This window comes from Bradyrhizobium sp. USDA 4472 (genome assembly GCF_054058595.1).
Genome location: NZ_JBSSAM010000001.1, coordinates 1618489 through 1637066, shown reverse-complemented (window position 1 = coordinate 1637066; position 18578 = coordinate 1618489). Strand labels below are relative to the sequence as shown.

14 protein-coding genes and 1 pseudogene are annotated in these 18578 nt (G+C 65.1%); 11 read left to right on the top strand and 4 right to left on the bottom strand.

Translation table 11 applies throughout. From position 1 onward, the window contains the following. The first annotated feature begins 5 nt into the window (after positions 1 to 5). Both ACVWZ4_RS07335 and ACVWZ4_RS07330 read left to right on the top strand, forming a co-directional pair. Positions 6 to 1253 (top strand): amidohydrolase family protein, encoded by a 1248-nt coding sequence (locus ACVWZ4_RS07335; protein ID WP_456739991.1) that lies wholly within the window; start codon positions 6 to 8, stop codon positions 1251 to 1253. Positions 1254 to 1386: 133 nt separating this feature from the next. Beyond that, complete coding sequence (locus ACVWZ4_RS07330) at positions 1387 to 2997, top strand: ABC-F family ATP-binding cassette domain-containing protein (protein WP_456739990.1); 1611 nt, start codon at positions 1387 to 1389, stop codon at positions 2995 to 2997. A 196-nt stretch (positions 2998 to 3193) separates the two neighbouring features. Here the strand turns inward: ACVWZ4_RS07330 and ACVWZ4_RS07325 are convergent. Beyond that, positions 3194 to 4524: pseudogene (locus ACVWZ4_RS07325) on the bottom strand (dicarboxylate/amino acid:cation symporter). A gap of 124 nt (positions 4525 to 4648) precedes the next feature. On the opposite strand from ACVWZ4_RS07325, the gene ACVWZ4_RS07320 reads away from it, so the two are divergent. From ACVWZ4_RS07320 to ACVWZ4_RS07300, 5 genes are all read left to right on the top strand, one after another. After that, positions 4649 to 5968 carry a solute carrier family 23 protein gene (locus tag ACVWZ4_RS07320; protein WP_456739988.1) on the top strand — a complete coding sequence of 440 codons (1320 nt, stop codon included), beginning with the start codon at positions 4649 to 4651 and terminating at the stop codon, positions 5966 to 5968. A 72-nt stretch (positions 5969 to 6040) separates the two neighbouring features. Then, positions 6041 to 6877, top strand: a complete 837-nt coding sequence (locus ACVWZ4_RS07315) for an SDR family oxidoreductase (protein ID WP_456701295.1) — start codon at positions 6041 to 6043, stop codon at positions 6875 to 6877. Positions 6878 to 6922: 45 nt separating this feature from the next. After that, positions 6923 to 7744 (top strand): NAD-dependent protein deacetylase, encoded by an 822-nt coding sequence (locus tag ACVWZ4_RS07310; RefSeq protein ID WP_456736250.1) that lies wholly within the window; start codon positions 6923 to 6925, stop codon positions 7742 to 7744. A 140-nt stretch (positions 7745 to 7884) separates the two neighbouring features. After that, positions 7885 to 9969 (top strand): hydantoinase/oxoprolinase family protein, encoded by a 2085-nt coding sequence (locus ACVWZ4_RS07305; RefSeq protein ID WP_456739987.1) that lies wholly within the window; start codon positions 7885 to 7887, stop codon positions 9967 to 9969. 2 nt (positions 9970 to 9971) lie between these two features. Further along, positions 9972 to 11630 carry a hydantoinase B/oxoprolinase family protein gene (locus ACVWZ4_RS07300; protein WP_456739986.1) on the top strand — a complete coding sequence of 553 codons (1659 nt, stop codon included), beginning with the start codon at positions 9972 to 9974 and terminating at the stop codon, positions 11628 to 11630. A gap of 54 nt (positions 11631 to 11684) precedes the next feature. Here ACVWZ4_RS07300 and ACVWZ4_RS07295 read toward each other — a convergent pair whose 3' ends face one another. Beyond that, on the bottom strand, positions 11685 to 12329 hold the full coding sequence (locus ACVWZ4_RS07295; RefSeq protein ID WP_456739985.1) for a glutathione binding-like protein: 645 nt from the start codon (positions 12327 to 12329) through the stop codon (positions 11685 to 11687). 107 nt (positions 12330 to 12436) lie between these two features. Here ACVWZ4_RS07295 and ACVWZ4_RS07290 point away from each other — a divergent pair, with 107 nt between their 5' ends. Further along, complete coding sequence (locus ACVWZ4_RS07290) at positions 12437 to 13090, top strand: TetR/AcrR family transcriptional regulator (protein ID WP_456736247.1); 654 nt, start codon at positions 12437 to 12439, stop codon at positions 13088 to 13090. 5 nt (positions 13091 to 13095) lie between these two features. Here ACVWZ4_RS07290 and ACVWZ4_RS07285 read toward each other — a convergent pair whose 3' ends face one another. Then, positions 13096 to 15063 carry a cache domain-containing protein gene (locus tag ACVWZ4_RS07285; protein ID WP_456736246.1) on the bottom strand — a complete coding sequence of 656 codons (1968 nt, stop codon included), beginning with the start codon at positions 15061 to 15063 and terminating at the stop codon, positions 13096 to 13098. Positions 15064 to 15141: 78 nt separating this feature from the next. Further along, positions 15142 to 16107 (bottom strand): 2-hydroxyacid dehydrogenase, encoded by a 966-nt coding sequence (locus tag ACVWZ4_RS07280; RefSeq protein ID WP_456790069.1) that lies wholly within the window; start codon positions 16105 to 16107, stop codon positions 15142 to 15144. A gap of 143 nt (positions 16108 to 16250) precedes the next feature. Between ACVWZ4_RS07280 and ACVWZ4_RS07275 the strand changes: the two genes are divergently transcribed. From ACVWZ4_RS07275 to ACVWZ4_RS07265, 3 genes are all read left to right on the top strand, one after another. Beyond that, entirely contained in the window at positions 16251 to 16619 is a 369-nt protein-coding gene (locus tag ACVWZ4_RS07275) for a YciI family protein (RefSeq protein ID WP_456701303.1), read from the top strand. Next, positions 16616 to 17911, top strand: coding sequence for an RNA polymerase sigma factor (locus ACVWZ4_RS07270; RefSeq protein ID WP_456736244.1), 1296 nt, complete (start codon positions 16616 to 16618; stop codon positions 17909 to 17911). The genes ACVWZ4_RS07275 and ACVWZ4_RS07270 overlap by 4 nt, the downstream gene beginning before the upstream one ends. A 77-nt stretch (positions 17912 to 17988) precedes the next feature. Further along, positions 17989 to 18525, top strand: a complete 537-nt coding sequence (locus ACVWZ4_RS07265; protein ID WP_456736243.1) for an SRPBCC family protein — start codon at positions 17989 to 17991, stop codon at positions 18523 to 18525. Positions 18526 to 18578: the final 53 nt, after the last annotated feature.

Here is an 18578-nt window from a genome sequence, read left to right as displayed (position 1 = left end):
TCATCATGCCCAGCATTCTCTTCAAGAACGCCGCTCTGCTCGACCCGCTCCAGCCGGAGTTGCTGACGGGCCATGACGTGCTGGTCGAGGGTACCTTGATCAAGGAGGTGTCGGACCGGCCGATCAAGGTCACCGCCGATCGAACCATCGATCTGACGGGCAAGACGCTGATGCCCGGCCTGATTGATCTTCACGTGCACACCATCGCGATCGAGCTCAACCTGGCGCAGCAGGTCCACATGCCGAACGTGCTGGTGACGCTGCGCTCGACATTGCTGTTGCGCGGCATGCTTCGGCGAGGCTTTACGACCGTCCGCGATGCCGGTGGCGCCGGCCATGCGATGAAGCAGGCGATCGAGACCGGCCTGACCGACGGTCCGCGGCTGTTCGTGTCCGGTCGTGCGCTCAGCCAGACCGGCGGGCACGGCGACATGCGGGCGCGTTCGGATTATCTCGCCAGCGACGCGGTCTGTCCTTGCTGCGTGCGCGTCGGTGCGCTGGCGCGCGTTGCCGACGGCGTTGACGGCGTGCGCAGGGCGGTGCGCGAGGAACTCCAGATGGGCGCCGACCAGATCAAGATCATGGCATCCGGCGGCGTCGCCTCTCCGACCGATCCGGTCGGAGCCTTCGGCTACTCCGAGGACGAGATCCGCGCCATCGTCGAGGAGGCGCGGGGCCGCCAGACCTACGTGCTCGCCCATGCCTATACCGCCGAGGCGATCGCGCGCGCGGTGCGCTGCGGCGTCCGCACCATCGAGCACGGCAATCTCGTCGATGATCAGGCGGCGCGCCTGATGGCCGAGAAGGGTGCCTATGTGGTGCCGACGCTGGTTACCTATGAGGCGCTCGCCAATGAAGGCGCGCAGTACGGCCTGCCGCCGGAGAGCGTCGCCAAGATCGCCGACGTGCGCGATGCCGGCCTCCGCTCGCTCGAAATCTATCGCAAAGCCGGCGTGAAGATCGGCTACGGCAGCGACCTGCTCGGGCCGTCGCAGCGCCTGCAGAGTGACGAGTTCCGCATCCGCGCCGAAATTCAGGGCGCGCGCGAGGTCATCGCCAGCGCGACGTTGATTGGTGCCGAGGTGCTCGGCATGGAGGGAAAACTCGGCCGGATCGCGCCCGACGCGCTCGCGGATCTGCTGGTGGTCGACGGCAACCCGTTGCACGACGTGACCTGCCTGCTCGGCCAGGGCGAGCACATTCCGCTCGTGATGAAGGCAGGCAAGGTTCAGTTCGACAGGCTGGCCGCTTAACCGCCATCTGCGCCAGGTGTAGCTTGATCTCCAGCCACCGCAGGACTAATTAGCAATTCTCACATCAAGGATATCAGCACCATGGATTTGACCCCGACCGCAACGCCCATCCGCATTGCTCACGGGGAATTCCATGCCTGCTTCCATCATCCTGTCGCGGCTGTCGCTGTCCACGCCTGACGGCCGCTCGCTTCTCTCCAATATCGATCTGACCTTCGGCGCGGAGCGTGCCGGTCTCGTCGGCCGCAATGGTGTCGGCAAGACGACCCTGCTCGCTGCGATCACGGGCCAACTCGTTCCGCAGTCCGGTCGCGCCATCGTCAACGGAACCGTCGGGCTCCTGCGCCAGGACGCCCAACTGCGCGCCGGCGTGACGGTCGCCGACCTCTTCGGCGTGCGCGACGCGCTTGACCTGCTGCGCCGGGCGGAGCTCGGTAATGCTTCGGCCGAGGATGTCGCTGCGGCCGACTGGACTCTCGAGACGCGGCTCGCGTCCGCTCTTGCCCGCGTTGGCTTCGATCTCTCGCCGGACACGGAACTGGATCGTTTGTCGGGCGGGCAGGTCACGCGCGTGCGAGTTGCCGCACTGCTCTTTACGGAGCCCGACTTCCTGCTGCTGGACGAGCCCACCAACAATCTCGACCGGAACGGGCGCCAGGCCGTGATCGAGCTCCTCGCCGGCTGGCGTGGCGGCGCGATCGTCGTCAGCCATGACCGCGCACTGCTCGAGACCATGGACGCCATCGTCGAGCTGAGCTCGCTCGGCGCTACGCGCTATGGCGGCAACTGGAGCAGCTACCGCGCGCAGAAGGCCCTCGAGCTCGCCGCCGTCAGGCACGACCTCGCCCATGCCGAAAGGCATCTCTCCGAGATCGATGGCAAGACGCAGCAAGCAGCCGAACGAAAAGCGCGCAAGGACAGCGACGGAAGGGCGAAGCGTGCCAAAGGCGACATGCCGCGGATCCTCGCCGGCGCGCGCAGGGATCGCAGCGAGGACAGCGGCGGCAAGTTCGCGCAGATTGCCGAGCGGCGGCGCGCGGAGGCCGTCGATGCGGTCGAAACTGCGCGTCGGCGCGTGGAGATTCTTCAGCCGCTGTCCGTCAAGCTGCCGTCGACGCAGCTCCCCGCGGGGAGGGAAGTGGTCTGGCTCGATCGCGTCAGTGCGGGCTATCGGCCGGACCGGCCCATCCTGCGCGATCTATCGCTTGCGATCGTCGGGCCGGAGCGTGTCGCGATTGCCGGGCCCAATGGCTCCGGGAAGACGACGCTGCTGAAGTTGATTGCCGGTGAGCTACATCCTGTCTCGGGCACTGTGCGGGTCAGGCCGGACTTCGCGCTGTTCGACCAAATGGTCAGCCTGCTCGATCCCGCGATCTCGATCCTCGACAATTTCGCGCGGCTCAATCCGAAGGCGGGCGCCAACGAATGCCACGCCGCTTTGGCGCGCTTCATGTTTCGCGCGGATGCCGCCATGCAAGAAGTCGGCAGCCTGAGCGGCGGACAGCTGTTTCGAGCGGGCCTCGCCTGCGTGCTGGGCGGATCGACGCCGCCGTCGCTGCTGATCCTGGACGAGCCGACCAACCATCTGGATCTGGAGTCCATCGCCGCAGTCGAAGCGGGCTTGCGCGCCTACGATGGAGCGTTACTCGTCGTCAGCCATGACGAGGCGTTCCTGGAAGCGATCGAAGTCACGCGTCGTTTTGATTTCGCCGGTGCTGCGCGCGCCGATGGCGGGATCATCTGATCCGCCCGGCAGATCTTGGTGACAATTAATCAAAAACCCGACGCTCTGCCCCCAGCGCGTCGGGTGGAATGGATAAGTATCAGTCCGTGATCCCAACGCCGTTGTTGTGACTCCGGTCGTACCAATTTTCTACTCCGGGAAAATACCGCAGGGAGAATCGCGGGTGGCGCATGCCCTCGATTTTCGCGCGGCGCTTCTACGCGGTTCCGCCAGGCTCCAGGGCCTCGCCCATCTCCAGCGGATGCGTCATGGTCTGGCGCAGCGCCTCGCGGTCGAGCTCGCCTTCGGAGATGCTGATGACGACGCAGGCGATGCCGTTGCCGATCAGATTGGTCAGCGCGCGGCACTCGCTCATGAACTTGTCGATGCCGACCAGGATCGCGATCGACTGGATCGGGATGTCGGGCACAATCGAGAGCGTTGCGGCAAGCGTGATGAAGCCGGCGCCGGTCACGCCGGAGGCGCCCTTCGAGGTGATCATGGCAATCCCGAGGATGCCGAGCTCCTGCCAGATCGTCAGATGGGTATTGGTCGCCTGCGCCAGGAACAGCGTCGCCAGCGTCATGTAGATGTTGGTGCCGTCGAGGTTGAAGCTGTAGCCGGTCGGGATCACGAGGCCGACCACCGAGCGCGAGGCGCCGAGATGCTCCATCTTCTGGATCATCTGCGGCAGCACCGTCTCCGACGACGAGGTGCCGAGCACGATCAAGAGCTCGTCCTTGATGTAGGCGATGAAGCGCAGGATCGAGAAGCCCGCAACCCTGGCGATCGCGCCCAGCACGATCAGCACGAACAGGATGCTGGTGAGGTAGAACGTGCCGATCAGGGCGGCGAGATTGAGCAGCGAGCCGAGACCATAGGCGCCGACGGTGAACGCCATCGCACCGAAGGCGCCGATCGGCGCCACGCGCACGATGATGCGGATGATGCCGAAGAACATCTTTGCGGCCTTGTCGACCGCCTCCGCGATCGGCTCTCCGGCCTTGCCGAGAAATGCGATGGCGAATCCCGAGAGGATCGAGACCAGCAGCACCTGGAGCAGGTCGCCGCGCGCGATGGCGCCAAAATAGCTGTCGGGGGGATGATGCCCATGAGATGGGCCACGATGCCCTCTTCCTTCGCCTTGGTGACGTAGGTCGCGACCGACTTCGGGTCGATCGAGGCAGGGTCGATGTTGAAGCCATGCCCGGGCTGAAGCACCTCGCCGACCAAAAGGCCGACAGCGAGCGCCACGGTCGACACCGTCTCGAAATAGACCAGCGCCTTCAGCCCGACCCGGCCGACGCGCTTGAGATCGCCCATCGAGGAGATGCCGTGCACCACGGTGCAGAAGATCACAGGCGCGATCATCATCTTGATCAGGGCGATGAAGCCGTCGCCGAGCGGCTTCAGGGCCTTGCCGAGATCGGGATAGAAATAGCCGATCAGCACCCCAAGTGCGATCGCGATCAGTACCTGGACATAGAGGATCTTGTACCAGGGCTGGTGCCGGCGGTGGACGGCTGGCTGGAACGCGACTTGTGTCATATCCTGAGCCCGGGAACGCATTGGTCTCGCCTGATTCACATCATGTGATGATGTCTGTATAAGCAACAATCACATTTTTGTCGGATCGCACGAAGATCAATCGCTGCACCGCAAGGGGGGGAAGATGTCGAAGGCAACGGGCTCGGACGGGCAGACGCAGGGCTATTTTCCGCGTTGGAAGCTGAAGACCTCCGGCGTGGTCATGCCGGAGGAACGGTTGCCATGGGGCCAGACGATCGTCTCCGGTCTTCAGCATTGCGTTGCAATGTCGGGTTCGACGATCATCGCGCCCTTGCTGATGGGGTTCGATCCCAATGTCGCGGTGCTGTTCTCGGGCATCGGCACGCTGATCTTTTTCGTCATCGTCGCGGGTCGCGTGCCGAGCTATCTCGGCTCGAGTTTCGCGTTTATCGCCGTCGTCCTGGCCGCCACCGGCTATGCAGGGCATGGGCCGAACCCGAACCTGCCGGTTGCGCTCGGCGGCATCGTCGGCGCCGGCGTGCTGTACGGCGTGATCGCGCTGATCGTGATGTGGTCTGGTGTCGGCTGGGTCGAGCGGCTGATGCCGCCGGCTGTGACCGGTGCCGTGGTCGCGGCGATCGGCCTCAACCTCGCGCCGGTGGCGGTCAAGGCGGTGAGCGCGAATGCGTTCGACACCTGGATCGGACTTGCGACCGTACTCATCATCGGCGTGGTCGCCGTCGCGGCCCCCGGCCTGTGGCGTCGCCTGCCCATCATCCTCGGCGCGATCGGCGGGTATGTTTTGTACCTGCTGCTCGCCAACGGCCTCGGCTTCGGCAAGCCGATCGACTTCACGCAGCTCTCGGCTGCGCCGTGGTTCGGCCTGCCGAACTTCACCACACCGACCTTCCACGCCGATGCGATCTTCCTGATCGCGCCGGTTGCGGTCATTCTCGTCGCCGAGAACCTCGGTCACATCAAGGCGGTCGGCGCCATGACGGGCCGGAGTCTCGATGCCTATCTCGGCCGCGCTCTGTTCGCCGACAGCCTGGCGACGATCGTGGCCGCCTGCGGCGGCGGGACCGGCGTCACCACCTATGCCGAGAACATCGGTGTCATGGCAGCAACGAAGGTCTATTCGACGCTGCTGTTTGCCTTCGCGGCCACGGTCTCGATCCTGCTCGGCTTCTCACCGAAATTCGGTGCGCTCATCCTGTCGATCCCCGGTCCCGTCATCGGCGGTCTCTCGATCGTGCTGTTCGGCTTGATCGCCGCCATGGCGGGCCGGATCTGGGTCGAGAACAAGGTCGACTTCGCCAATCCTGCCAATCTGATCACCGTTGCCGTGGCGCTGACGGCCGGCGCTGGTGATCTCACGATCAAATTCGGTGCATTCACCATGGGGGGGATCGGCACCGCGACTTTCGGTGCCATTATCCTGTATCAGATCCTGACCTCGCCACTGGCGCGACGCGCGGAATGAATCCCGGCGATGCGCCAGGGGATGGAACAAAATCCCCGTTCCATCGATGATGAGGCATCCCGGAGAGAACCCATGCCGCAAACCGATCGTTCGACCCCATTTCCCTCGCGCCTCGTCGGCCAGTACGCGCTGGTGACCGGTGCCTCCCAGGGCATCGGCCGCGCCGTCGCCGTCAGGCTCGCCCAGGAAGGCGCGACCGTCGCCATCAATTATGTCGATCATCCCGAAAGGGCCGAAGAGTCGCTCGCGTTGGTGCGAACGGGATCGAACGATCGGGGGCACGGCAAGCTCGATCATCTCATCGTCAAGGCCGACGTCAGCAGCGAGCAGGAGGTCGCTGCGATGTTCGAGACGGTGCTCGCGCGCTGGAAGCGTCTGGACTGTCTCGTCAACAACGCCGGTTTCCAGCGGGAATCGCCGAGCGAGGCCCTCGATATCGATGCTTATCGCCGCATCATCGACGTCAATCTCAACGGCGCCGTGCTCTGTGCGCAAAAGGCGCTGGCGCATTTCGTCGCGCGTGGCGGGGCTGGCTCCATCATCAACTGCTCCAGTGTCCACCAGATCATCCCCAAGCCCGGCTATCTCGCGTACTCGATCAGCAAGGGCGGCATGGCCAATCTGACCCGCACACTGGCGCTGGAATTTGCCGGACGCGGCATCCGCGTCAATGCCGTCGGCCCGGGCGCGATCGACACGCCGATCAATGCGGCCTGGACCGGTGATCCAAAAGCGCGTGGCGTCGTCACCAGCCACATTCCGCTTGGCCGCGTCGGCACCCCGGAAGAGATCGCCGCCGTGTTCGCCTTCCTCGCCTCCGATGATGCCGCCTACATCACCGGACAGACCATCTATGCCTGTGGAGGGCTGACGCTCTTTCCGGAATTTCGCGAGAATTGGGCGAGCTAGCGGGGTGATCTGGCAAAATGCCGCGGCGGAGACTACATCTGCGCCATGACAAACGCTCCGCTGGCAGACTCTCGGCTCCAGGATTTCGTCGGCCGGCACGAAAAGCTGTTCGTTCTGACCGGCGCCGGCTGCAGCACCAATTCGGGCATTCCCGACTACCGCGACAGTAACGGCAACTGGAAGCGCACCCAACCGGTCAATTTCCAGGCCTTCATGTCCGAAGAGCGGACGCGCCAGCGCTATTGGGCGCGCAGCCTGATCGGCTGGCGGCGGTTCGGACAGGCCAGGCCGAACGATGCGCATCATGCGCTCGCCCGGCTCGAGGCGGGCGGTCGCTGCGCGATGCTGCTGACCCAGAACGTCGACCGCCTGCATCAATCCGCCGGCCACCGGCAAGTGATCGATCTGCACGGACGGCTCGACCTCGTCCGTTGCATGGGCTGCGGCCGCAAGACCTCGCGCGATGAATTCCAGGATAGGCTTGGTCGTCTCAATGCGGAATGGATGCAGCTCGACGCCGCCGACGCACCCGACGGCGATGCCGATCTGGAGCGCACGGATTTTTCCTCATTCGAGGTGCCGGCTTGCAAAGCCTGTGGCGGCATCCTCAAGCCCGATGTCGTGTTCTTCGGCGAGAATGTCCCGCGCGACGTCGTTGCCGCCGCGCAGGACCATCTGGCGCAGGCCGACGCCATGCTGATCGTCGGCTCGTCGCTGATGGTCTATTCCGGCTTCCGCTTCGTGCAGGCTGCGGCCGCGAGGCAAATCCCGATTGCCGCGGTCAATCTCGGCCGCACCCGCGCTGACGATCTCCTGACGCTGAAGGTCGAGGAGCGCTGCGAGGCAGCACTGGCTTTCCTGCTCTGAAGGTGCCGTGCGGCGTGCACTCTCCCGTCGCATAGGTGCCACGCAAAGGACGCCCGAGACTTCACCATTTGCGTGGTCGCTGATATGAAAATTGCTGTGGTTTCGACCGCGGGTTGACGATCAGCACGGAGTGTTCAGGAATGCTTGAGGGAGCCGAGGTGAGGCTTGCCGTGGATATTGGCGGCACGTTCACCGACATCGTGCTTGACGTGGGTGAGGTGCGCAAGACGCGCAAGGTGCTGACCACGCCGCAGCGGCCCGAGCAGGCAGTGCTGGATGGCATGCGCCTCATCCTCACCGACGCGCACGCGCATGTCAGCGATATCGATGTATTCATTCACGGCACGACGCTCGCGACCAACGCCATCATCGAACGGCGCGGCGCCAAAACCGCGCTGATTGCGACCGAGGGTTTTCGCGATGTGCTCGATATCGGCACCGAGAGCCGCTACGACCAGTATGATCTCTCGATCGACAAGCCGAAGCCGCTGGCGCCGCGATCCCTGCGCTTCACCGTGCCCGAACGGATCGACGCTCACGGCGTGGTTCGCCTCCCGCTGGACGAAGCCGCGGTGCGCGCGCTTGCGCCGAAATTGCGTGAGCTGAACATCGAGAGCGTCGCAATCGCCTTCCTGCATTCCTATGCCAATCCCGAGCACGAGCGGCGCGCCGCTGCGATCCTCGGCGAAGCGATGCCCGGCATCTCCATCACCTTGTCCTCCGCCGTGTGCCCTGAGATACGCGAATATGAGCGCACCTCGACGGCGGTCGCCAATGCCTATGTGCAGCCGCTGATCGACGGCTATCTCGCCCGCATGGCGGACGCTTTGCAGGTCGAGCAATTCCGCGGCGCCATCTATCTCGTCACCTCCGGCGGCGGCGTCACCTCGATCGAGACGGCGCGGCGCTTTCCGGTGCGCCTGGTCGAGTCCGGCCCCGCCGGCGGCGCGATCTTCGCGGCGCAGATCGCAGCGCGACTCGGTGAGAACAAGGTGCTGTCCTTCGACATGGGCGGCACCACGGCAAAGATCTGCCTGATCGAGAAATTCCAGCCCGAGACCTCGCGCGTGTTCGAGGTCGATCGCGCCGCGCGCTTCCTGAAAGGCTCCGGCCTGCCGGTGCGCATTCCCGTGATCGAGATGGTCGAGATCGGCGCCGGCGGCGGCTCGATCGCCCATGTCGATGCGATGAAGCGCGTTACCGTCGGCCCCGAGAGCGCTTCCTCCGAACCGGGACCGGCCTGCTACGGCCGGGGCGGGCAGCGTCCCGCGGTGACGGACGCCGATGTGGCGCTCGGCATGATCGATCCCGATGCCTTTGCCGGCGGTACGATCAAGCTCGACCCGGAGCTTTCGAAGAAAGCGCTGCTGAGTAACGTCGGCGAGCCGCTGGGCCTGTCGGCGGAGACTGCGGCCTATGCCGTCCACGAAGTCGTCTGCGAGAACATGGCAAGCGCGGCGCGTGTGCACGCCGTCGAGCGCGGCGAGATCGTCGGCCAGCACACGCTGATTGCCTTTGGCGGCGCCGCACCTTTACATGCGGCCCGCGTTGCCGAGAAGATCGGCGTTTCCAGGGTGATCGTGCCGTCGAATGCCGGAGTCGGGTCGGCGGTGGGCTTCCTCGCGGCGCCCATCGCCTATGAACTGGTGCGCAGCCGTCATGTCCGGCTCGATGATTTCGACACGGGCGCGGTCTCAGACCTCTTGCAGGAGATGGTGGCCGAAACGCGCGCGCTGGTCGAGCCAGGTGCTGCCGGCGCGCCGGTGCGCGAACGCCGCGCCGCCTTCATGCGCTATGTCGGTCAGGGCCACGAAATCACCGTCGAGCTGCCGAACCGGCCGCTGAATTCGGCTGATCTTCCGGGCCTGCGCCAGAAGTTCGAGGCGGATTACTCGGCGATGTTCGAACGCCCGATCCCGGGTGCTGCGATCGAGGTGTTGAGCTGGTCTGTGCTTGCGACCACCGAGGCGCGCAATCCGTCGACCGTGTCAGCCGTGACGCGCAAGCCTGCGGCAAAAGCCTCGGGCAGTCGCAAATTCTTCGACGGCAGGGCAGGCGAGGTCATCGAGATCCCGCTCTATCGCCGCGAGGACATGGCACCCGGTGCGACCATCGCAGGTCCTGCCGTGATCGCAGAGGACGAGACCTCCACCTTCGTCTCCACCAGTTTTGATGCCCATATCGACGGTGCCGGCAGCATCGTCATGGAACGGAAGGCAGCCTGATCATGAGCAAGGCAAATGGCGCGAGCCTGATCGACCTTCAGATCATGTGGCACCGGCTGATCGCGGTGGTCGAGGAGCAGGCGCAGGTGCTGCTCCGCACCGCGTTCAGCCCGATCGTGCGCGAATGCGGCGACCTTTCGGCCGGCGTGTTCGACCTCAAGGGGCGGATGCTGGCGCAGGCCGTCACTGGTACGCCCGGTCACGTCAACTCGATGGCGGAATCGGTCAAGCACTTCATCAACCACTTCCCGCTCGAGACGATGAAGGAGGGCGATGCCTACATCACCAACGATCCCTGGATGGGCACCGGGCATCTCAACGACTTCGTCGTCACCACGCCCTGCTTCAAGGATGGCAGGCTCGTCGCGCTGTTCTCTTGCACCAGCCATCTCATGGACATCGGCGGCATCGGCTTCGGCCCTGATGCGACCGACGTGTTCATGGAGGGGCTCTACATCCCCATGCTGAAGCTGATCGACCGGGGCGTCGTCAACGAGACGCTGATGGCGATGATCCGCACCAACACGCGCCTCCCCATCGACACCGAGGGCGACACCTATTCGCTCGCCGGCTGCAACGACGTCGGCTGCGAGCGCCTGGTCGAGATGATGACCGAGTTCGGCATCGATACGCTCGACGAACTCGGCGACTACATCTGCGACCGCTCGCGCGAGGCCGTTCTCGCCGAGATCGCAAAACTGCCGAAGGGGACCTGGCGCAACAGCATGGTCGTCGACGGCTACGACGCACCGGTGACGCTCGCGGCGACGCTCACAATCTCGAACGAAGGCATCCACGTCGATTTCGACGGCACCTCGGCCGCGTCCAAGTTCGGCATCAACGTGCCGCTCTCCTACACCACGGCCTATACCGTGTTCGGCCTCGGCTGCGTCGTCGCCTCGCAGATCCCGAACAATGCCGGCTCGCTCTCGCCGTTGACGGTGTCGGCGCCTGCGGGCGCGATCCTCAATGCGCCGAAGCCGGCGCCAGTCGCCTCGCGCCACATCATCGGCCAGATGCTGCCCGACGTGGTGTTCGGCTGTCTGCGCCAGATCATTCCCGAGCGCGTGCCGGCGGAAGGCACCTCGTGTTTGTGGAATCTCAACGTGCGCGGCCAGACGCGTTCCGGCGTCGGCGGCAATTACGGGTTCTCGATGGCGGTGACGTCCAATGGCGGCACCGGCGCGCGCTTTGCGAAGGACGGGCTTTCGGCGACCGCCTATCCCAGCGGCGTGCGCGGCACGCCGGTCGAGATCGCGGAGACGCAGACCCCATTGATCTTCTGGCGCAAGGAGCTGCGTCCGGATTCCGGCGGCGCGGGGCGCACCCGCGGCGGTCTCGGCCAGATCATCGAGGTCGGTACCGGCATCGATGCGCCCTTCGACATTCTTGCGGCGTTCGACCGCATCGATCATCCGCCGCGCGGGCGCGATGGCGGCCAGAACGGCGAAGCCGGCTATGTCGGCCTCAAGTCCGGACAGAAGATGCGCGGCAAGGGCTTTCAGACCATTCCGCCTGACGACCGGCTGGTGGTGATGACCCCGGGCGGCGCCGGCATCGGCGCACCGGGTGAGCGCGATCGCATGGCGGTCAAGGATGATGTCGAGAGCGGGCTTGTCTCCGCCGGCAACGCGACCGCGCTCTATGGCTATACGCGCTGACGAAAAAACTCGTCCCGGCCTTGCCGGCCGGGACGATGTCTTGTCGAGCGTGGCCTACGCCGCCGCTTTCTTCCGCGCCTGCTCGGCCTTGTACAGCTCGAACTCTTCCGCGACCGCCTTCGCAACCGACGGGCGCTGACGCAGGCGCTCGTAATAGGCCTTCACATCAGGCCACTTCGAAAGCTCGATCGGTGGTGTCGCCATCGTCCAGTTGATGACCGTGACGAGATAGGCATCGGCCACGCTGAAATGGTCGAGCAGGAACTCGCGTCCCCCGAGGTAATTATCGAGATAGTCGAGCCGCGACAGGTTCTTCTCCAGTGCGTAGGCTTTGACCTCCTGCGGCGCCTTGCGGTCGAGCACGGGAATGAAGAGGCCCTTGTGCAACTCGGTGCCGATGAAGCAGAGCCATTGATGCAGTCGCGTGCGATCGATCCCCTCAGCCGCGCCGAGTCCGGATTTCGGGAAACGGTCGGCGACATATTGCAGGATCGCCGCGTTCTCCGTCAGCACCACGCCCTCGTCGGTGCGCAGCGTCGGCACCAGGCCGATCGGGTTGATGGCGCGGAAGTCGGAGCCGTCCTTCAGCACCGTCTTGGTCGGGGAATCGACCTCGAGGTAGTTCGCCTCTGCACCGGCTTCGTACAGCGCGACGCGCGTCGCCATGGAGCAGGCGAGCGGCGAGAAATAAAGATCCATCGTGGGCCTCCTTGGGCAATTCTCGTGATCAGTGTCGCTCAACCCGGCCAGATTGATTTTTGTACTGTGTTGCATAATATGGAGCGGGTCAAGGATTAATGTGCGAAATGGTACAAAAATCGAAACCGCCAGCTGCTGCCAGTGAGCCCGACCGCCCCAGGCGCCGCGGCCGTCCGCGTGCCTATGAACCCGACATCGCGCTCGGCAAGGCGCTCGATCTGTTCCGCAGGCAGGGCTTTGCCGCGACCTCGCTCGACGATCTCAGCGAAGCCACCGGGATGAACCGGCCGAGCCTTTACGGCGCCTTCGGCGACAAGCGCGAGCTCTACATCAAGAGCTACCAGCGCTACCGTGAGGACGCGCGCGGATCGATGGTCGAGATCTTTCGTCAGGAGATGCCGGTGCGCCAGCGGCTGGAGCGCATCTATGCAGCGGCGCTGAACATCTATCTCTCGGGCGACACTGGCCCGCGCGGCTGCTTCACGGTGGTGACGGCGGCGTCGGAAGCGGTCGGCGATCCCGAGATCCGTGCCATGGTGCTGGAGGGACTCACCGATCTCGACAAGGCTTTCGCCAATTGCTTCCGCCGCGCCAAGGAGAAGGGCGAGCTGCCCGCGAGTGCCGATCCGGCCGCGCTGGCGCAACTCGCCTCCGCCACCATCCACACCATCGCCATCCGCTCCCGGGCACGCGTGCCGCGCAAGGAGCTGGAGGCGATCGTGAAAGGCGCGATCGACGTGATGCTGGGGGCTAAATCCTAGTCTGACTACGCCGCGCGAATCTGCGCGAGGAAACGATCGACCTCGTCGCGCAGCCGCTGCGACTGCTTCGACAGTTCGATCGCGGAAACCAGCACCTCTTCTGCGGCCGTGCCGGTCGCTGCGATACCCTCGGTGACGCCTGCGATGTTCTGCGAGACCTCGCCGGTGCGCGCGGCGGCCTGCTGGACGTTCTGCGCGATTTCCTGCGTAGCCGTGCCCTGCTGGCCGACCGCCGCGGCGATCGCGGCGGAAATTTCGTCGACTTCGCGGATCGTCGCGCAGATCGACTGGATGCCTTCAACTGCGCCTGACGTCTCGCCTTGAACCGCCGTGACCTGTGCGCCGATTTCTTCCGTCGCCTTCGCGGTCTGGGTCGCGAGCGCCTTGACCTCGGAGGCGACCACCGCAAAGCCGCGGCCGGCCTCGCCCGCACGGGCCGCCTCGATCGTCGCATTCAGCGCCAGCAGATTGGTCTGTCCGGCAATGCCGTTGATGAAGGAGACGACGTCGCCGATTTTCTGCGCGGCGTCGGCGAGACTCTGCACCCGTTCGTTGGACCGGCGTCCGTCGCTCGCGGCCTTGCCAACCACCTCGGTCGCATGCGCAAGGCGGCGGCTGATTTCGGTCATCGAGGAGGACAATTCTTCCGCCGCGGCGGCCACCGTCTGCACGTTCTCCGAGGCGAGCGCGGAAGCCGACGACACCGCACGGGTCTGATGGCGCGACTGGTCGACGATATCGGACATCGAGCGCGCGGTGTGCTCCATCTCGACCGCGGCCGAGGACACCGTGGTGACGACGTCGCGGATGGAGGCTTCGAAATTGTCGGCGAGCGCGGCGAAAGCGCGCCGCTTTTCCGCTTCCGATTGGGCCTTGGCCTCCAGCTGATCGGCCTGAAGTTTGCTGAAATTCACCGCATTGTCCCGGAACACCGCGACCGCCTTCACCATCGCGCCGACCTCGTCATGGGCCCGGCTCGCCGGAATGGCGACGTCGAGACGGCCGTCCGCGAGCTCACGCATCACGTTCGTGATGGCCAGGATCGGACGCGAGATTCCGCGAGCGATGAGATAACCGACGATCGCCGCGAGGATCAATCCGAGGGCGGCGATCCCGATCGACAGCCACCAGGCGCGATCGGCGGAGGCCACGTAATCGGTGTTGTCCATCACCAGCTCGACGGCGCCGAGCGGTTTTCCGGAGAAGTCCTTGATCGGTCCGAGCAGCGCGGCAATCGGCGCGCCGTCGAGCTTTGCCTGGCGCACGGTGAAGTCGCCACCGGCGGCGCGGCTGTAATCGGCCGCTTCGAAGAAGCTTTTGCCCTTCAGTGTGCCGCCGAACAGCCTGAAGCCCACGCCGTCGGCGAGATGGAAGGCAATGTCGACATGGCGGTTGAGCTTGAAATCGTCGAGGAAGGACTGACCGAAGGTCAGGCCGAATTCCACGGAGCCGAGATGCTTGGCGCCTTGCGCGATCGGCACCACGCCGCGGATGCCGAGCCCGGCGACGCCGCCCTCGAGGCCGACCACGACCTTGTGCTCCTGATTGGCGTCGACGACGGTCTTGCGGAAGCTCGAGAGGTCGTCGCCGAACTTGGCCGGCTGGTGCACGCGCAGGAAGGAGGTGGCCGGCGGCGTGTGGAACTGGAACTGCTCGACGCCGTAGTCGGATTTGGTCGCGTTAAAGACAGGACCGAACAGAGCGATCAGGGCGTCGCGGTCCTGTTTGGCCATCGCCTCCTGTGTCGCGGGCATTGCCGCCACGACCGTGCTCATGGCGGCGGCGCGGTGGGACTCCTCGGCGATTCGTGACAGCAGCGCGTCATAATGGCTGCGCAATTCCCGCTGATCGGCGCGGTCGATGATCCCTGCGATGATCCACATCGCGCCGAGCACGGCAATCAGCGCAGTCGCTGCCGCCGTCACGGCCAGCGCCACCGTGATCCGCATCCTGAGGCCGAGGCTCGTCCGCATGTCCGACTCGTTCGTTGAGCGTTGATTAACAACGCCTATCAACTTCTCGCTAAGAGACGGTGAACGGAAGCGCTGGCCTTAATAGCCCCTGCCGCGATCCACCACATTCTCCAGTGCTCCACCCGCCTCGAACCTTGCGATCTGCTCGGCGACATAGGCCGAGATTGCGTCTGCATCGGTGTCGGCGGCGTTGTGCGGCGTCAGCACCACCTTGGGGTGGGTCCAGAACCGGCTGTTCGCCGGCTGCGGTTCCTGCACGAAGACGTCGAGCGAGGCGGCGCCCAGCGTGCCGTCGTCGAGGCAGGCCAGGATGTCGGCCTCGTTCTGCAAGCCGCCGCGGCCGGCATTGATCAGTACGGGCGCGCCGAGCGGGCTCTTGCGGTTGAGCTTGGTGAAGACCTCTCGGTTGAGAATGCCTTGCGTATCCGGCGTCAACGGCAGCAGCGACACCAGGATGTCGGTCTTGCGCAGGAAGGCATCTATTCCGGCGCTGCCATGGAAGCACTCGACGCCGGGGAGGGCCCGCGGGCTGCGGCTCCAGCCGGCAACGCGGAAGCCGAGCCGCCGCAGCACATCGGCGGCATCAGCACCCAACGTACCCAGACCCATCACGCCCACCGTAACGGCGCTCGCCGGCCATTGATAGAGCGGCTCCCAGCGCTTCGCGCGCTGGGAGTCCCGCAAATACAGCTCCTGACGGTGGTGCATCAGCACATGCAGCACGACATATTCGGTCATGCGGTTGGTGAGATCAGGCACTGCGACGCGCACCAGCGGCACGTCAGGCAGACTGTTGTCCGCCATCAGCGCGTCGACGCCGGCCCCCAGATTGAAGATCGCGCGCAGGTTCGGGAACGTCTTGAGATCACCGGGTGCCGGCTTCCACACGGCGGCATAGTGCACGTCAGCCGGATCGGGCGAGTCATCCGGCAGCAGCGCCACGGGGCGACCGCCGCAGACCGCATCGAACCGGGCCTTCCAGCGCTCCGGCGACCAGTTCTGCTGCATGCTGTTGATCAGGACGGCCAGTGTACCTGCGGTCATTCGAAGTGCCTCACAAGGTTCCGCTTTTGGTGCCTCTCCTTGGCACGATCCGACGCAATTTTCTCGCAGATTTTTTCCGCAGCCCTGTCGGGGCGGGGCATAGTGGATCGTCTTCGAAACAAGCGTCCAGGAAGGTGCTGCCCATGCTCTATGCGATCCTTTGCTATCATGACGAGGACTTCGTCGGCTCCTGGAGCAAGGACCAGGACGAGGCCGTGATGAAGAAGCTCGCCGTGGTGCAGGAGAAACTTACCCGGCAGGGGCGCCTCGGCCCGGTGGCACGGCTGCTGCCGACCACTGCGGCGGCGACGCTGCGCAAGGAAGACCCGCCGCTGGTGCTCGACGGCCCCTATGCCGAGACCAAGGAGCAGCTGCTCGGTTTCTACATCGTCGACTGCAAGAATTTGGACGATGCGCTCGACGTGGCGCGCGACCTTGGCGCCGCCAATCCCGGCGGCGCCTATGAGGTGCGCCCGGTCGGCGTGTTCAGGCCCGGAGGCATTTCGGCGTGAGCGACACTGATACCGCCTGGATCGAGACTGCGCTGACCTCGGCGCGGCCCCAGGCGGTCGGCGCGCTGCTGCGCTATTTCCGCGATCTCGACACGGCTGAGGAAGCCTTCCAGAACGCGTGCCTGCGCGCGCTGAAAACCTGGCCGCAGAACGGGCCTCCGCGCGATCCCGCGGCCTGGCTGATCATGGTCGGCCGCAACGTCGCGATCGACGAGGTTCGCCGCAGTCGCAAGCAGCAGCCGTTGCCGGACGACGATCAGGCGATCTCGGATATCGACGACGCCGAAGGCGCGCTTGCCGAGCGGCTCGACGGCTCGCACTACCGCGACGACATCTTGCGGCTGATGTTCATCTGCTGCCACCCGCAGCTGCCGGCGACCCAGCAGATCGCGCTGGCGCTGCGCATCGTCTCGGGTCTGACGGTGAAGCAGATCGCGCGCGCCTTCCTGGTTTCGGAAGCCGCGATGGAGCAGCGCATCACCCGCGCCAAGGCCAAGGTCGCGCAAGCCGGGACGCCGTTCGAGGCGCCCGGCGCGATCGAACGGTCGGAGCGGCTGGCCGGGGTGGCCGCGATGATCTACCTGATCTTCAACGAGGGCTATTCGGCGAGCGGCGATACCGTCGAGATCAGGAAGCCGCTCTGCGAGGAGGCGATCCGGCTGGCGCGGTTGTTGTTGCGCTTGTTCCAGAGCGAGCCGGAGATCATGGGGCTGACGGCGCTGATCCTGCTGCAGCACGCCCGCAGCGCAGCGCGCATTGCCGCCGATGGTTCGCTGATCCTGCTGGACGACCAGGACCGCGCGCTGTGGAATCGCACCATGATCGCGGAGGGGTTGGCGTTGATCGACAAGGCTATGCGCCATCGTCGCAGCGGTCCCTACCAGATCCAGGCCGCGATCGCTGCGCTTCACGCGCGGGCGGCGACGCCTGATGAGACCGACTGGACCCAGATCGATCTCCTCTATGGCGCGCTCGAGGTGGTGCAGCCTTCGCCGGTGGTGACGCTCAACCGCGCAGTCGCGGTTGCCAAGGTACGCGGACCACAGGCCGCGCTCGACCTGATCGAGCCGCTGGCGCCGAAGCTCGCCAATTATTTCCATTTTTTCGGCGTGCGCGGCGCGTTCCTGATGCAGCTCGGCCGCAACGACGAAGCCCGCATCGCCTTCGACCGGGCCATCGCGCTCGCCAACACTTCCGCGGAAGCCGCCCATATCCGCATGCACATTGACCGCCTGATCCGGGACAGCCAGCCGAAGAGTGGCAGTGCCCGGCAGGGTACGAAAGCGAAGTGACCGCCGAAAATTCGTTCTATCACATGTCGGCGCGCGCCAATCCGCTTCGTCTTATTCCCGTATCAAGGGAGCCATTCATGCTGAAAGCCATTACCATCATCGCTGTCGCGATCGCGGTCGGGATCGCGGGCGTCCTCGCCGTCGCATTGACAAAACCCGACACGTTCCGTGTCGAGCGCTCGCTCGTGCTGAACGCGCCGGCCGGCGCGATCTATCCGCTTGTCTCCGATTTCCACTTCTGGACGGGCTGGTCGCCCTATGAGGATCGCGATCCCGCGATGAAGCGCACCTACGGCGGAACGGCGGCCGGGAAGGGCGCGACCTATGCATGGGACGGCAACAACGATGTCGGCGCCGGCCATATGGAGATTATCGAGGCGAACCCGTCGTCGAAACTGCGCATCAAGCTCGACTTCGAACGGCCCTTCGAAGGCCACAACACCGCAGAGTTCACTTTTGTGCCGCAAGGCGATGCCACACTGGTCACATGGGCGATGTCCGGTCCGGCTCCCTTCCTGTCCAAGGTGATGCAGGTGTTCGTCAACATGGACACCATGATCGGCAAGGATTTCGAGATTGGCCTCGCCAGCCTGAAGAAGCTCACCGAGAAGTAACGCCGGCGGCCGCCCGAAGAACTGCCGGGAAACGGTTAGCGAAGAGAAGAAGG